Origin of the sequence: Collinsella sp. HCP3S3_E5 (assembly GCF_052067635.1) — a bacterium.
Lineage (GTDB): Bacteria > Actinomycetota > Coriobacteriia > Coriobacteriales > Coriobacteriaceae > Collinsella.
The window spans coordinates 1-15133 of sequence record NZ_JBQHQF010000009.1; the positions used below are offsets into that span (position 1 = coordinate 1).

Annotated in this window: 12 protein-coding genes and 1 tRNA gene; 1 reads left to right on the forward strand and 12 read right to left on the reverse strand. The window is 59.5% G+C overall.

The window, feature by feature from the left end:
* Window positions 1-240 precede the first annotated feature (240 nt).
* From ACTM82_RS04040 to ACTM82_RS04090, 11 genes are all read right to left on the reverse strand, one after another.
* Window positions 241-318, reverse strand: a tRNA-Asp gene (locus ACTM82_RS04040).
* A 412-nt stretch (window positions 319-730) separates the two neighbouring features.
* Window positions 731-1198 (reverse strand): YfcE family phosphodiesterase, encoded by a 468-nt coding sequence (locus ACTM82_RS04045; protein WP_154518649.1) that lies wholly within the window; start codon window positions 1196-1198, stop codon window positions 731-733.
* Between the two features lie 94 nt (window positions 1199-1292).
* Window positions 1293-2009 (reverse strand): LytR/AlgR family response regulator transcription factor, encoded by a 717-nt coding sequence (locus ACTM82_RS04050; RefSeq protein ID WP_154518646.1) that lies wholly within the window; start codon window positions 2007-2009, stop codon window positions 1293-1295.
* A gap of 72 nt (window positions 2010-2081) precedes the next feature.
* Entirely contained in the window at window positions 2082-3392 is a 1311-nt protein-coding gene (locus ACTM82_RS04055) for a histidine kinase (protein WP_441054629.1), read from the reverse strand.
* Between the two features lie 29 nt (window positions 3393-3421).
* A complete protein-coding gene (locus tag ACTM82_RS04060; RefSeq protein WP_427728901.1) occupies window positions 3422-4609 on the reverse strand; it encodes a glycosyltransferase in 1188 nt (395 codons plus the stop codon).
* Window positions 4610-4779: 170 nt separating this feature from the next.
* Window positions 4780-6039: an MFS transporter gene (locus tag ACTM82_RS04065; RefSeq protein ID WP_441054627.1), complete on the reverse strand. Its 1260-nt coding sequence runs from the start codon at window positions 6037-6039 to the stop codon at window positions 4780-4782.
* A 101-nt stretch (window positions 6040-6140) separates the two neighbouring features.
* Complete coding sequence (locus tag ACTM82_RS04070; RefSeq protein ID WP_441054625.1) at window positions 6141-7085, reverse strand: zinc dependent phospholipase C family protein; 945 nt, start codon at window positions 7083-7085, stop codon at window positions 6141-6143.
* Window positions 7086-7177: 92 nt separating this feature from the next.
* A complete protein-coding gene (locus tag ACTM82_RS04075; RefSeq protein ID WP_441054623.1) occupies window positions 7178-7912 on the reverse strand; it encodes a LytR/AlgR family response regulator transcription factor in 735 nt (244 codons plus the stop codon).
* 40 nt (window positions 7913-7952) lie between these two features.
* Complete coding sequence (locus ACTM82_RS04080) at window positions 7953-9338, reverse strand: sensor histidine kinase (protein ID WP_441041729.1); 1386 nt, start codon at window positions 9336-9338, stop codon at window positions 7953-7955.
* Between the two features lie 117 nt (window positions 9339-9455).
* Window positions 9456-10733 (reverse strand): metal-dependent hydrolase family protein, encoded by a 1278-nt coding sequence (locus tag ACTM82_RS04085; protein ID WP_154518625.1) that lies wholly within the window; start codon window positions 10731-10733, stop codon window positions 9456-9458.
* A 131-nt stretch (window positions 10734-10864) separates the two neighbouring features.
* Window positions 10865-12316: an APC family permease gene (locus tag ACTM82_RS04090; RefSeq protein ID WP_441049028.1), complete on the reverse strand. Its 1452-nt coding sequence runs from the start codon at window positions 12314-12316 to the stop codon at window positions 10865-10867.
* A 723-nt stretch (window positions 12317-13039) separates the two neighbouring features.
* On the opposite strand from ACTM82_RS04090, the gene ACTM82_RS04095 reads away from it, so the two are divergent.
* Window positions 13040-13672: a C39 family peptidase gene (locus tag ACTM82_RS04095; protein ID WP_427747821.1), complete on the forward strand. Its 633-nt coding sequence runs from the start codon at window positions 13040-13042 to the stop codon at window positions 13670-13672.
* A 277-nt stretch (window positions 13673-13949) separates the two neighbouring features.
* Here ACTM82_RS04095 and arcC read toward each other — a convergent pair whose 3' ends face one another.
* Window positions 13950-14912, reverse strand: coding sequence for a carbamate kinase (gene arcC, locus ACTM82_RS04100; protein ID WP_006235166.1), 963 nt, complete (start codon window positions 14910-14912; stop codon window positions 13950-13952).
* Window positions 14913-15133: the final 221 nt, after the last annotated feature.

Below are 15133 nucleotides of genomic sequence, written 5' to 3' on the forward strand. Positions count from 1 at the left end.
TCAACTGGGAAAATGGCGCCCCCGGGGCCCGAGAGGGGCCGCGGGGGCGTTCGGTTAACTGCGGGAGCGAGCCATCAGCTCAATGTGTTCGGCTGAGATCGGAAATCAACCCCTTGTTTAAACCGATATACTTAATTCTTTTCCGCATCTCGGAAGCAAGGAGCTGAATGAAAGGGACGGCCGAGCGGTTGTCCTATTAAACGCAAAAAGCCACGTCCGAAGACGTGGCTTTAATTGCGTTGGCGGGAAGTACGGGGCTCGAACCCGCGACCTCCGACGTGACAGGCCGGCGCTCTAACCAAACTGAGCTAACTCCCCAGGCAGTCGTTCGCGTTTGTTTCCGCTCGCGTGCGCTGCGGGGATTAGTATACACAGAAGTCTGTTCGCCGCGCAACAACTTTTTTGAAAATATTTTTTGGGTCCCTCCGGGAGGGCCTCCGGGGCCGGCTGGCGCGGGTTAAGTTTGCTGCTCTACAGTCCTGCGCAAGACGGAAAGCACATTAAGTGCTTTCCTTTGCGTGCGGAACTCGCGACAAACGTAACCCGCGCCAGCCGGCCCCGGAGACCCTCCCTGCCGTCACTATGTTCAACCAGTTTTGCGGGCGTGCGCCGCTGCGCGGCTAGCCCGCGTGCTCCTCGGCGGGGTTGGTCTGATTGTTCTTGTTGAAGCTCGGCCTTTGGCTCAAATGGAAACGGGGGATGCATTGTGCATCCCCCGTTTTTGTTGCGGTTAGTCTAAGTCAATAAACTTGACGCTTAAGACCTTGCCGTCTTTGACGAGCATTCTGGCCATGGTGGGGCCCCGGGTGCCCCTGGGGTAGCTGGCGCTGCCTGGGTTGAGGACCAAGCAGCGGCCCACCTGGGCCTCTTTGGTTACGTGAGTGTGACCGTTGATGGCTACGTCCACGGATCCCACCGGGAGGTCTTCGCGGTAGTGGGCTACGGCAAACTTAAGGCCCTCGTAGCTAAAGAGCGCCAGACGGTCCACTTCGGGGCCGTAATCACGGTAGTAGTCGTTATTGCCCAGAACCGCTCGCACGGGGGCGATGGTTCGCAGATGTTCGTAGTCCATCTCCGACGTAAGATCGCCGGCATGGATAATCAGGTCCGCGCCGCTCAACTCATCTAAAAGCGCGGGCGACAGATAACCGTGGGTGTCCGAGATGATGTCGATACGCTTGGCGCTTGCACTGTTCATGGGATCCCTTCCGCAAAACGATTTGGTGCATTCATACAAAAAGCCCCGCGGCTCCGCAGACGATTTTGGTCTACAGGGCTGCGGGGCCGGTGTGCTAGAGGCTCAGGGCCTTCTTGAGCGGTACGACGCGACGGCGCGAAACCGGTACGCGTTCGTCGACGCCCGTAATGCCCAGCTGGATAGCGCCCGAGGGAACCGTCTCGACGTCGGTAACACACGCCAGGTTAACGATATAGCGGCGGTGAACGCGGAAAAAGCCAAAATCACAGAGCTTGGCCTCGAACTGTGCCAGCGAGGTCGTCGACAAAAAACGGTCGTCGACGGTATAGATACAGGAGTAATCGTCCTTGGCCATAATGAAGCGAATGTCGTCCACGGGGATGAGCACCTTGCGGCCGCCCTTCTCCACCGGGATGCGCTCGATGGTCACCTTGCTGTCCGCAACGGGCTTCGTGCGCTGCATGACCTTCTCGATTGCACGATCCAGGCGGGCTTCCTCTACCGGCTTCATCAGATAGTCGACGGCATCCACATCAAACGCCTCAACCGCATGATCGCTGTACGCGGTCACAAACACGATCGCCGGCGGATTCTTAAGCTTATGCAGCGCCTCGGCAAGTTGCAGACCCGAAGCGCCAGGCATCGAAATATCGAGGAACACGACATCAACGCGACTCTCCATAAGCATCTCGATGGCGGAGCGAACGCTCGACGCTTCTGTGATCGTGCCGATCTTGCCCGTCTGCTCGAGCAAGAAGCGAAGTTCCGAACGGGCCGGGGCCTCATCATCCACAATCATCGCACGCAGCATGGGGATAAAACCTTTCGTCAACTAACTACGTCGGGCATACGCCAACCGGCGTTAAGCCCGTGACCAATTATTCTACTCTTGAATGTCGAAGATGCTCTCCGACAAATCGAGATGTAGGAGCACTTTAGCGCCCTTACCCGGCGCCGATTCGACGCGCGTATAGGAGTGCGGCCCATAAAAGCGATGAATGCGCTCCGAAATATTGTGCATGGCAACGCCGGCGCCGCCACCCTGCGGGGAGCTGGCGTCGGGGCGGGCAGAGCGCTCGTCAAACAGTCTGGCAGCGATGCCCTCGTCCATGCCCACACCGTCATCGGCCACCGAAATCAAAATCGCATCGTCACCATCCCTGCGCACCGTCACGTCAATCTTCAGCGCACTGGCATCACCCATGCCGTGACGCACGGCGTTCTCGACAATCGGTTGGATCACAAATGCCGGAACCAGCGTGTCCTCGACGTCCTCGGACACGTCAAAGGTCGCCAGCACGCGATCCTCGCCAAAGCGCGCCTTCTCAAACGTCAGGTAGCGCTTGGTCTGTGCGACCTCGCGCGACACGGGAATGAGCGAGCCCGAATTGTCGAGCGTTGCGCGATAGAACGAGGAGAACTCGCGCAGCAGCTCGCGGGCGCGCAGCGGGTCGGTACGCGTAAACGATGCGATGGTGTTGAGCGTGTTGAACAGGAAGTGCGGGTTAATCTGCGCCTGCAGGGCACGCACCTCGGCACGGGCCGTGAGCTCCTTTTGCACCTCGAGCTCGTGAATGGCGAGCTGCGTGGACAGGATTTCGGCAAAACCCGAGGCGAGCGCATACTGGGTACGGTCAACGGCACGCGGGGTCTTGTAATAGAACTTGAGCGTGCCGACGGTGCGGTCGCCCACCTTGATGGGTGCGATGATGCCAGCGGGGACCTGGTTGTGTGAGCCATCCGAACCCACCACGTCCACCACACGGTTGAACGACTGGACGATACCGTGTTCGATGACGTAGCGCGTGACGAGCGTACGAATGGGAGAATTGGGCAGCAGCTTTTCCTCAAACTCGCCCGCGCAGGCCAGTACGTTGCTCTCGTCGGTAACGGCAACTGTCATGGCGCGTGTCTCGGGCAAAATGCGCTGGCACACCAGACGTGCTGACTCCTGCGTCAGACCGCCTTTAATGTCCTCGAGCATGGCCGAGGCCACCGAGAGCGTCTCCTCGGTGTACTGCGAGCGAACCGAATCGGGATTGAGCGTCAAAAAGAAAAAGATACACAGGAAGATGCATAGCAGCGTACAGGCGACCACGGTCGCGATTGGATCGATTCCAGTCGCCAGGGCAAAAACAAAGTACACCAGCACACAAATGGCGCAGGATACGGCAATGATACGAAAGATTGACATTGAACTATCGCGCTGGGCGCGGCGGTCGATCATTCAGTCCCCTCCAGGATGCTGGTCAGCTGGGCGTCACGCCAGAGCCCATCCATAATCTTGGGCCAGAAGCTCTGGAAACGCAGGTAGCTTGCGGCGTTTTGGCGTGCGTAGGTCCTGGCCTCGTCAATACCGTGGCGCCAAATGCGTAGGTATCCCTCGTGCTCGCGGGTAAAAATGCTGCGGACCATGGCAGTCTTACGCACGCGATCGTCAAGCTCGCGCGAAATCCACGGACCCGGATAGGGCATGAGAGACGCGGCTGTAACGGGAATGAGCTCTTTCTGATGCGCGGCAAACGTTAGCTTGGCACGTTCGTAGTACCAACGGTACACGTCCTGCATAAAGCGCGGCGAGCGTTTCTCGGACTCGGGCGGTAGATGGCGTACGGTCCACTCGTTATCAAACCATACGTCGTAGCCAAATATGCGCATATTAAAGAGGTAGTCCAGGTCCTCGCCACGAGTGATAAACGGGTCAAATGCCACGCGGGTAAAGGCGCGGGCATGGAGGGCCATAAGGCCGCCGCACACATAGTTTGAACGCGAAATACGGGTGCCCGAGAGCGCCTTTTTCATCCAGCGATTGAACTCAATACGCTTGGTCCACCAACGGTGGCAGATGCCCACCTTGTCCGTGGGGGCCAGCGGCGATCCGTCTCGATCGTAAAAGTAGCCGCTCTTAACCAAGATTGGCAGACCCTGACGCGTCTGCTGCCCCAACGCGTAAGTCGCGCGTTTCATAAAGTCGGCATCGATGACAGTCTCGTCGTCATCCAAAAAGATGACGGCATCGTGACCCAGTACGGCGGCACAGGCAAGTCCCATATTGCGGATGGCGCCATAGCCGCGCAGGCTCACGCATTCTCCCGAACCCTTGGGCGCAATCTGCGCTACGCGGTCGGCGATACGCGATGCCTGGGTATTGGTGACTACGGTAACTTTGAGCGTAGGGTGCGCGTCGACGATTTCGCGTACGCGCTTCGACACATCCGCCGTGGCCGAGATGGGACAGACCACCAAAAGGATGATTCGCGGAATATCGCGTACCTGCTCGAGCGAAGCAAGACAGCGATCGAGCTCGGGATTGGTGGCGTTGAGCTTCGTCGAGTGGTCATAGACACCGGGAGCGTTTGCATGGGCATCATCGCCCGCCCAATATGTTGGAATCACAACCGTGGCGTTCATGCCTTCCCTCCCTGCAACACAAAAACGAGGCGTCGCCAAACACAGGCGACGCCCCGCGACCTAGCTGATTCCATCATACCCACTTGGGCAAATCATTGCTCGCAAGTCGCAATGTTTATTGCGGATAACCCCAAAAGAGTACCGCGGACAGGCACAATAGCCGCCCGCTCCTATGCGGCATGCTCTGCCGCTCGAGTCATGCGAGACAGGCGGGCCAGCAGCATAAAGCCAGCGACCAGCAGCACAGCAATGGAAAGAACGCCCAGCGACGGGTTGCCGGTCAGCGAGGTGACGACCGACACCAGAAAGGTGCCCATAACGCTTGCATAGCGCCCAAAGATGTCAAAGAAGCCGTAGTACTCGTTGGACTTTTCCTTGGGGATGATGCGGCCAAAGTAGCTACGGCTGAGTGCCTGCACGCCACCCTGGAACAGGCCGACCATAATGGCAAGCACCCAGAATTCAAAGGCGGTCTTGAGGAAAAACGCGGCGAACAGCACAATGCCCATGTAGGCGGCGACCGCCACCAGGATCATGTTGAGCGTGCCCACGCGTCCGGCGAGCTTGCCGTAGATGATAGCGGACGGAAAGGCCACGAACTGTGTAACGAGCAGGGCCAGTACCAGCTGGGTCGAGTCGATGCCCAGAGCCGAACCGTAGCTGGTTGCCATGGAAATGACCGTGTGCACACCGTCGATGTAGAAGAAGAACGCGATCATGTAGACCAGCACGGTCTTGTTGTGGGCGATCTCGCGCATGGTGTGTACGACCTCGGAGAACACGCCGCCCACGATGTGGCCGATGGTGTCCTCGGGACCGCGCTCGCGACCGTACTTTTGCTTATAGGTGCGAATGAGCGGCAGGGTAAAGATGAGCCACCAGGCACCAGTGATGACAAACGACAGACGCGTTGCCAGCATGGTGGGGACGCCAAGAGCGGGACCACCCATGATAAGCGCCAGGCAGATGATAAACGGCACAGTGGAACCGATGTAGCCCCAGGCATAGCCCGAGCTGGACACGGCGTCCATGCGCTCGTCAGTGGTAATGTCGGGCAGCATGGCGTCATAGAACGTCATAGAAGAGTTAAGGCCGATGGTGCACAGCACGTACACGGCCAAAAATGCCATGGCGGACATTGGGATAGCCTGCGCCAGGCAAAGCACCAAGCCCGTGAGGAAGAAGCCCAAGAAAAACTTGATCTTGTTGCCGGCGTAATCGGCAAGCGCGCCCAGAATGGGCATGAGCATGGCAATGACCAGCGAGGCAATCGTCTGCGCGCTACCCCAAGCGACCACCAGGTCGGCCGAGGAAGCACCGGTATTGATGGCGTTAAAGTAGATGGGCACCACCGAGGTGTTGAGCAACACGAGGGCCGAATTGCCCACATCGTACATAACCCAGTTACGCTCGAGCTTGGTGTATTTCATGGACAGGGACCCTTCGTGTTCGCCCGATATGCAGCTAGTTCATCGTACCCCAATTGCACAGAGGCACCGGTAAGGATTCGGCAAAGGGACACGCACGGGCCCTATTCCTCGCGGTCGAACTCTTCGTCAGCGCCGAGCACGCGACCGCTGTAATTGACGTGGTTGGTCACGGCCTCCATATCGCCGGTCTCGATAAAGCGGGTGACCGTGCACTCGTAATCGACCAGCGCGCGGTCAAAGACCTCGGGGAAGCTCTCGTTCGAGACCTCATCGGTAAAGGGATTCTTCCACGTCAGATGGCCCAGATTGCCGGTGCGCTCGGGCGGCTCGGTCGTCACGCGGTGAGCAAGGCCATCGAGCAGGGAGTAGTCGTGCACCAAGCCCTCAACCAGCGAGATCGCGCGCGTCTTTGCGGAGCCGGCCGGCTCAATCGCGCGGTAAAGTCGCTGCATGTCGGCAACGGCGGCACCGTACTCCCCCGCTGGGATATCGATACCGTACACACGCCCGGCAACATAGCTCATCAGCACGCCGGCCACACGATTGATGCGGTCGGTGGTGACGATCTCGCCCGCCGGCGGATAGTCCTCGACCGTGGCCCCGTCGCGCTTGAGCTGCAGCATCAACACGTCCAGGTCACTTTCGAGCACCGCATGGACCTGGCTGCCCGAATCCCCCAGCTCGGGATCGGACTCGACAATGCCAAACTGCTGCTCGTAGACAAAGGGGTGGGCATTACGGTCGAGCACGTAGTGCGACAGCAGGCCCAGCGCAAAGGCGCGGCCCAAGTTGGCATCGCGCGGGAGCAGATGGGACACGCCGTCGCGCAGGCACGAGAACTGGCGCGACATGCGCGAGCGATGCATGGCCTGCGCCAGCAGCGTGCAGTCGGAAACGCGCGGCGTCAGGATGTGGAAGAAAAACGGGTCGGGACCCTGGTTGCCCAGGATAAAAGCAATGCGTTCCTCGTCGGACGTAATGACGCCCTGCGGCAGACGATCGATGCTTTCCTCGCCAAACAGATGATGCGTAATAAGCGCAGGCATAATGATCCTTTCGATTTCATTCGATGTCACCCATTATGCCCACCGCGCGGCCATGCCAAACCCGCGTCGGCAAACGATGGCATGCGGACCGTCTACACAAGCCCCAGGCGCGCCTTAACCTCGGCAGCGCGACGACGGGACACGGGCACCGTCGAGGTTACGCGATCGAGCCTGAGTTCCATAAGACCCGTAGAACCGATCTCGACATTGTGCACGTCTTCCAAATTGACCAGATAGCTGCGGTGGACACGGATAAAGCCCTCGGAGGCCAGGCGCCGCTCGAGCGATGAAATCGACTCATTGATCAGATATGTTCCCTCGGCGCAGACGGCGTTGCAAAAATCGGCGCGCGCCTCAAAGTAGCAGACATCCGCCACGGGAATGAACACCTTTTTACCCCCACGATCCACCGTCAGGCGCAAAGGCTGGCGCGGAGCATGGACGACACGGCGAGCGCCCAGGGCGGTCTCGATCTTATCGAGCGCCTTTGACAGGCGAGCATCCTCGACCGGCTTTACGATGTAATCGACGGCATCGAGGTTATAGGCATCGGCCGCATACTCGGCAAATGCCGTCACAAACACCACGACCGGCGGTATCTTTAGGTTCTGAAGCGTCTCGGCAAGCTCAATTCCCGAGCGACCAGGCATAGTAATGTCTAAAAACAGCACGTCGGGCTTGTTCGACAGAATCGATTCCACGGCTTCGGTGACATTGCCCGCCTCGGCAATCTGGCCCACACGCGCATCCTTTTCCAACAGATAGCGTAGCTCAGCCCTAATTGGGGGCTCGTCATCAACCACCAAGATATTCCAGCCTTCGGACATATGCGTTTCCCCTCTTTTTTTCTCTCAATCCAACCGCGTGCTACACCGTTAGCGGCGCCGGCTCATGCGGCTCGCCGTTCAACTCAACGATGACCTGCGTTCCCACGCCCTCCTGGGACTTCACGCGCATGCCAGAATCTTCTCCGTAAAAGAAATGGATGCGCTGAAGCACGTTGAAGAGCGCCAGGCCGCAGCCTCGCTTGACGGAGCCGTCGGCGGTAATGCTTTCGGGCTCCTCTCGGCGATGCTGCTCAAACAGATGCGCGCAGACTTCTTCGCTCATACCGATGCCGTCATCTTCGACGATGATCTCCAAGCCGTCATCGGTCTCAAAAGCCCTAACACGAATGGAAAGCGGCTCGGTCTCGCGCTGCGCATGCTTGATGCAGTTTTCGAGCAGCGGCTGCAAGATAAACGGCGGCACCAGGCTGTCGCGCACCTCAAAGTCGATGTCGACCGAAACGCGCAGACGGCCGTCGCCATACCGGGCCTGCATAAGATTGATATAACGGGTGCCCTGTTCCACCTCGTGCTCGAGCGTGGTGAGCGTATCGGAGTCAGAAAGCGTCTGACGATAGTAGTTGGAAAAGTCGATCAGCAGCGATCGCGCCTTGTCGGGCTCGGTTCGAACGAGCGAAACGATCGTGCTAATGGTATTGAATAGAAAATGCGGATCGACCTGCGACTGCAGAGCGCGGAGCTCAACGCGGGCCGTGAGCTCATCCTGGCGCTCGAGCTCAAAGCTGGCGAGCTGCGTGGAAATGAGATCGGCGAAACCCGAGGCAAGCGCCGTCTGGCGCATATCGATGCTGCTCAGGCGGGGGTAATACAGCTCGAGTGTGCCCACGCAATGACCGCGCACGCTAAGCGGCGCGACAATACCGGCACGCAGACGGGGAAAATAGCCGCCCGTCTCATTGGAGGCATCACGCGAAAACACGCTCTGCTCGCCCGTCTCAATCACGTTGAGCGTGGTCTTGAGCACTACCGGGGTTCCGGCAGGGCACTTTGCCGAGTCCTCGCCCCAGCTTGCCAGCACCTGCCTGCCGTCAGTAAAGCAGATGGCAGAAGCGATGGTCTCGGACAGGATGATTTTAGAGGCACCCAGGGCCGCTTCGGGCGTAAGGCCGCGCGACGTGTAGGCAAATATTTTTGATGCGATGGCGAGCGTGCGGTCGGTTGCGCTCGATGTGAGGTCATCAGGGACCACAAAGACATATGAGAAGAAGAAGCACAGCATGACCAGGCCGGCAATAACGACAACGCCTGGAACGGGATTGGGATTATCGGTTAAATCCCAGATAAGCAGCAAGATAAGCGCCGGAACGACAACACCGAGTAGGATGGCCTGAACCACATGCTGGGCCGTACGAAAGACCTTGGTAGAGTTGTAACTCTTGCCCAGATTCAGCCTGTTTAAATCCACCGTCATCCCCTCTTGTCCGTAGTACCGATAGCAATAAAGAGGGCCGCAAGCGACCCTCTCCATTGCATTATGCAATCAAAAACTGTGTTTTACATCCAGCCATCGACAAACGGTAGCTTAGGCGCTGTACTTGTTTGGCTCGCCGAAGGTGCCGGCCTCGACAATCCAGCCGTCCTTCATGATGACGTCCATGTTGTCGGTGTTGAGCACGTGGATGTCGGCGGCGACGTCACCGTTGACGACCAGCAGGTCGGCGCACTTGCCGGCCTCGATGGAACCGGTCTCGTCCTCGATGTGGCACATCTTGGCACCGTTGAGGGTGGCGCAGGTGATGGTCTCGACCGGGGTGAAGCCGATCTTGTCGACGAACTCGTACATCTCCTCGATGGAGCAGGTGCCGTACGGGGTGACGAAGGAGAAGGAGTCGGAGCCGATCGTCATGACGACGCCGCGCTTCTTGGCCTCGCGCAGGCAGTCATAGTTGCGCTGCAGCTCCTTCTCGACCAGGGTACCCTCGTACTTGTCGTGCAGCTCGGGGACATAGACGGGAGGATAGGTGGCGTACCAGGTGGGCAGGAAGGCGATCGTCGGGGTGAAGAAGGTGCCCTGCTCGGCCATGAGGTCCATGGTGCGCTCATCGATATCGAAGCCGTGAATCAGCTGCTCGCAGCCAAAGCGAACGGAATCGTAGGCGGCGGCGTGGTTGTTGTAGCAGTGGCTCCACACGGGGATACCGACCATCTTGGCCTCTTCGACCACGGCCTGGATCTCCTCGGAGCAATAGTGCTGGTCGCGACCGGAGTCCCAGCGCCAGATGCCGCCACCGGTAGCCCAGATCTTGATGGCATCGGGGTTCTCGCGCAGGCGACGACGGACGGCCTTGCGCAGATCCCAAGGACCGTCGACCTGGTCGCCCCAGGGATGGGATTCCTTGTTGAGCTCCTGGGTGCAGTGGTGGGAGTCACCGTGACCGGCAACACGGCAGAAGCCGAGGCCGGTGGCCAGAACGCGCGGACCCTTAAAGACGCCCTTGTCGATGCAGTCGCGAATCTGGATACCAAAGCGGCCGATCTCGCAGACGGTGGTGAGGCCGTGGGTGAGGCAGTCGTAGGCCTGCTTGACGGCGACGGCCTGCTTCTCGAGGAGCGGCTGCATGACCCAATCGGTGTCATCGTCGGTCAGGTTGCCCGAGAAGTGCAGGTGGGTGTCGATCAGGCCGGGAAGGACAGTCTTGCCGGCGGCGTCGATAACCTCAACGCCCTCGGGAAGGTCCTGCATAACACCGGCGTACTCGATCTTGCCGTTATCGTCGACGAGAACGAGGGAGTTCTCGACCGGCTCGGCACCGGTACCGTCGATGAGCTTGCCGCCAACGATTGCATACTTAGTGGACATGGTTCCTCCTTATGGATCCATATAGTGGGTGAGGCCGTGTTGGGTTAAGGCCTCACAAAGCTACCCAAGTGATGCCGGGTTCGGTACGCGGGAGAGAGGGCACCGCGCACCCAATCCGCCCCGGCTCGGCGTTACTTTTTACGGGAATTGGTGAAAGCCATGAGAGCCAGGCCAATAGCCAACCAGCCGATCACGATGCTCCACTCCACCATGTTGAGGGAGGCGGGAGAGAACGGAATCACGAGCAGGCCGATGATGATGGCGCAGGCAGCGATGGCGAGGCTGATGCCAAACTTGCCGCCGGGCACCTCGTAGGGACGAGGTAGGTCGGGCTCGGTGAAGCGCATGCGCAGGCAGGCAAGAGCGACCATGCCGCAAGAGAAGATGAAGGCGAGAGCCGACACATTGGTCAGAGGGATGAGCATGTTCTTGCCCAGGAACGGACCGACGACGGTGATGATGGCCAGAACGACGCAGGCGAGCTTGGGAGCGCCGGAATTGGGATCGACCTCGGCAAACTTCTCGGGCAGCTGGCCCTTGCGGCCCATGGCGAGCATAATGCGGCTCGTGGCGCCGTAGAAGGAGTTCATCGGGCCCATGGGTCCAAGCGTGGCGATGACGAGCATGGCCAGGTACAGGAGCATGTTGATGCCCTTAAGACAGGCAAGCGCGGGAACGGGGCTCTTAACAAACTCATGCCAGTCAAGGATAGTGCCGAACGAGTAAATGCAGACCATGTAGAAGCCGCCGGCGGCCAGCAGGGCCAGGGAGATGATCTTGCCGAACTTGTTCCAGTTAAGGCCCTCGGCTGCTTCCTCAGCCTGCTGAGGAATGGTGTCGAAACCGGCGTAGAAGAACGGGGTCAGAACCAGGACCGACACGATACCGGCGAACAGGCTGGTGCCCTCGGTGGCGGCCTTACCGCCGCCAGCACCGGCGACCTGGGAGAACACAGGCATGGCGTTGTTCGGCGAGCCGGTGAACAGCGAGACGCCCATGGCGAGTAGCATGCCGCAGAGCAGGGCCTTGGTCAGGAAGGCTTGGAGCTTGGCGGCCGAGCTGGCACCGCGGAAATTGAGGAAGATGACGTAGACTGCAAAGCCGAGCGCGATCAGCGTCGGGAACAGGTAAACGTCGGCGCCCAGGATGGTGTAGAGCTTGACGGCGCGCAGCCACTCAAGACCGGGCAGGCTACCGAACATCTCGGACACGAGAGTCGAAATGGCAATGGCCTCCCACGGGCACAGGATGCCGTTGCCCAGGGCCAGGAGCCAACCGGTAATGTAGCTCATTGTACGGCCAAAGCTACGATCGACATACTCGACGATGCCACCCGAGATGGGGATAGCAGCCGTAAGCTCACCGAAAACAGCTCCGACGGGCACGAGGAAGATTGCACCCAAGAGGAATGCGATCATAGCGGGAACGGGACCGCCGCCCACGACCATCCAGTCGCCGACCTGCAGAACCCAACCGGTACCGATGATGGCACCGAAACCGATGGTGAAGAAGTTCCAGAGCGAAAGCGTTTTCTTCATGCCGCCGGTATCCTCGACTGCAACTTCTGCGTTCTTGTCCGCCATTGTTCCCCTCCTTTCCTTTCTGACGCCCCTTGGCGTCACCCCTTGCACGGCCTGTTTTGCCGCGCACTTTTTATTTCATGGCTTTAAGATACGGCCTTGGCACAGCAACGCCACTCGTAGCTCGACCGAAGGCAGAACTGCAAAACGAGCGGCGCCGTTTTTGGGACGAACGGCGAGGGGCGCCACTCGGTGCGGGCGTCCGTTTTGATGACGCGACTCAATCGCTCGCGGAGGGCGTCGCTTTATGACGCCAGGCTCGCTCCCGTCCATGCCGCTTACCGAGGTTTTGGTGTATGTCCTCATTTGCTGCACGTCTTTTTTGTAGGATGGACGGGTTATACATGAGACGAGGCGGTGCAAATGGCATACGAATACAACGGCGGCGAACGACAGCGAAACGTTCGCCTTGCCGGGCGTACCACGCCAGCATCCAGGAGTGTTTCTGACAACGACGGGCCGCAGCGTCCGCAGGATCGCCCCTCGTCGTCTATGCCGCAGAATACCAGCACGCGTCAGGCGGGTCGCCCATGCTCGGGCACCCGTCAACGCCGGGCCGAAGTGCCTCGGCGGCAGAAAATCGATCGGCGAAAGTCTGACAACCACATCAGCCGTTTCTTTTCGAAGCCCCGCGGCGGACGCGGCGCAAAGCAGCCACGGCCGCTGGGACGCGGCCGGGCCGCCAATCCGCAGATTCATCGTCTCTGTCTTGCCCTGTGCTCCATCATGGCATGTCTGGCATTTGTGTATCTGGGGTCGTGTGCCTCGCATGGCTCTGCCGGCCTAGAGCCCACCGCCGAGGAAAAGCTCCTCAAAGCCCCAGTCGCACCCGGCTACTCGTTTGCTTTTTCGACCCCACGTTCGCAGTGGAGTGCCGGCACCATGCCGCATATCTACCAGATCGACCCCGCATGGTCGGAGCTGCCCTACGCCGGCGGAACTATCCGCCAAAACGGCTGCGGACCCACCTGCCTCACCATGATCTACATCTTTACAACGGGGCGCACCGATATGACGCCGGTCGATATGTGCGCCCTTTCCGAGGCGGGCAACTATGCCCCCACCGGTGCCACCGAGTGGTCGTTTATGACGAGCGGCGCCGCGCAGCTGGGGCTTAACGGGACGCAGCTCTACAACAACCGAGACTCGATGGCCCAGGCCTTGCGCTCGGGTGCTCCCGTAATCGCCGTCGTGCGTCCCGGCACGTTTACCAACGTGGGTCATTACATCGTGCTCTACGGCATTGACGACGCCGACCAAATCGGTGTCTACGATCCCAATTCGCCCAGCCGTAGCGCTCGCCGTTGGGGCATCGTAGAAGTCCTCAACGAAATCGAAGCCATGTGGGCCTACTACTAGTCATTGGGGACAGACTTAAATGGCCAGCCATTAAATGACTAGCCACTGGGGACGTCTTTGCAGACGACCGCTCGCGCTGCCGAAAAGGACTGTCCCAAGATGCCGGCAGAAAAGGAACGTCCCCAAGTGCCGGGTTTCCGCGGTCTTCAGCGCTTCTCATGAACAGTCACCTCAATAGCAAAAGCCCCGCAGTCGGAGCGGACTGCGGGGCTCATGAAGAGAGGCTAGTTTGTGGGCGCTTTGCCTGGCGCCCACAAGAGAGGCAACAGAGTAGAGGCTACTCGTGGATGCGGGTACCGGAGAGGCCGGCCATGGTCTCGGCGGCCTTGTCCAGGGCGCCGATGATGCAGGTGCGGCCCTTGCGGGAACGGGCGAACTTGATGGCAGCACGGACCTTGGGCTCCATGGAACCCTTACCGAACTGGCCCTCGTCGGCCAGGCGCTCGGCCTCGTCGGCGGTGAGGTCCTCGAGCTCCTCCTGGTTGGGCTTGCCAAAGTTGATGGCGACATGCTCAACGGCGGTCAGCAGGAACAGAACGTCGGCGTCGCAGTCCTCGGCCAGCAGCTCGCCGCCCAGGTCCTTGTCGATGACGGCGGGAACGCCCTTGTAGCAACCCTTGTTCTCGTAGTCGCGGACGACGGGAATGCCGCCGCCACCGCAGGCGATGACGATGAACTCGTTGTCGAGCAGGTTGAGGATGGAGTCGGCCTCGACGATCTTCTTGGGATCGGGGGAGGCGACGACGCGGCGCCAGCCGCGGCCGGAATCCTCGACGAAGACCTTGGAGGGATCCTCGGCCATGAACTCCTTGGCCTGCTCCTCGGTGTAGAAGGGGCCGATCGGCTTGGTCGGGTTCTTGAACGCGGGATCGTCGGGATCGCACTCGATCTGGGTGACGACGGTGGCGGCGTGCCAACGCTTATAGCGCTTGTGCATCTCGCGGCCGATGCCCTGCTGCAGGTGATAACCAATGTAGCCCTGGGACATGGCGCCGCACTCGGGCAGCGGCATCTCGGGGGTGCCGATGGCGTCGTGGGCGGCGGCGAAGGCATTCTGGATCATGCCGACCTGCGGGCCGTTGCCGTGGGTGATGATGATCTCGTTACCCTGCTCGATGAGACCAAGGAGTGCGTGGGCGGTGTTGCTCACGGCCTCGATCTGCTCGACGGGGTTGTTGCCGAGGGCGTTGCCGCCAAGGGCGACGACAATACGATCGGGCTTGCCAAGAGGCTTAGACATTGCTGGAATCCTTTCTGTAAAAGGCCTACATCCCATTAATAACCCACGTCCGTGCAATACGCGAGTTTATTAAGGTTTATATTCTCTTTATCGCTCATTTTATTCATTTTGAAAACAGTTGAACGGTGAACGGTCGTTTTTACCCGTTCAGCGTAAAGATGCCCAGCTCAAGCATATCTAAGCTATTTACGTGCGATTTTATTTTGATATAGCAGGGATTA

Bases quoted from the DNA above. Each gene is read 5' to 3' on its own strand.
- ACTM82_RS04090 (WP_441049028.1), bottom strand. From the start codon at position 12,316: ATGGCGGACAAGAACGCAGAAGTTGCAGTCGAGGATACCGGCGGCATG.
- ACTM82_RS04095 (WP_427747821.1), top strand. From the start codon at position 13,040: ATGGCATGTCTGGCATTTGTGTATCTGGGGTCGTGTGCCTCGCATGGC.
- arcC (WP_006235166.1), bottom strand. From the start codon at position 14,912: ATGTCTAAGCCTCTTGGCAAGCCCGATCGTATTGTCGTCGCCCTTGGC.
- ACTM82_RS04060 (WP_427728901.1), bottom strand. From the start codon at position 4,609: ATGAACGCCACGGTTGTGATTCCAACATATTGGGCGGGCGATGATGCC.
- ACTM82_RS04065 (WP_441054627.1), bottom strand. From the start codon at position 6,039: ATGAAATACACCAAGCTCGAGCGTAACTGGGTTATGTACGATGTGGGC.
- ACTM82_RS04045 (WP_154518649.1), bottom strand. From the start codon at position 1,198: ATGAACAGTGCAAGCGCCAAGCGTATCGACATCATCTCGGACACCCAC.
- ACTM82_RS04075 (WP_441054623.1), bottom strand. From the start codon at position 7,912: ATGTCCGAAGGCTGGAATATCTTGGTGGTTGATGACGAGCCCCCAATT.
- ACTM82_RS04070 (WP_441054625.1), bottom strand. From the start codon at position 7,085: ATGCCTGCGCTTATTACGCATCATCTGTTTGGCGAGGAAAGCATCGAT.
- ACTM82_RS04085 (WP_154518625.1), bottom strand. From the start codon at position 10,733: ATGTCCACTAAGTATGCAATCGTTGGCGGCAAGCTCATCGACGGTACC.
- ACTM82_RS04055 (WP_441054629.1), bottom strand. From the start codon at position 3,392: ATGTCAATCTTTCGTATCATTGCCGTATCCTGCGCCATTTGTGTGCTG.
- ACTM82_RS04050 (WP_154518646.1), bottom strand. From the start codon at position 2,009: ATGCTGCGTGCGATGATTGTGGATGATGAGGCCCCGGCCCGTTCGGAA.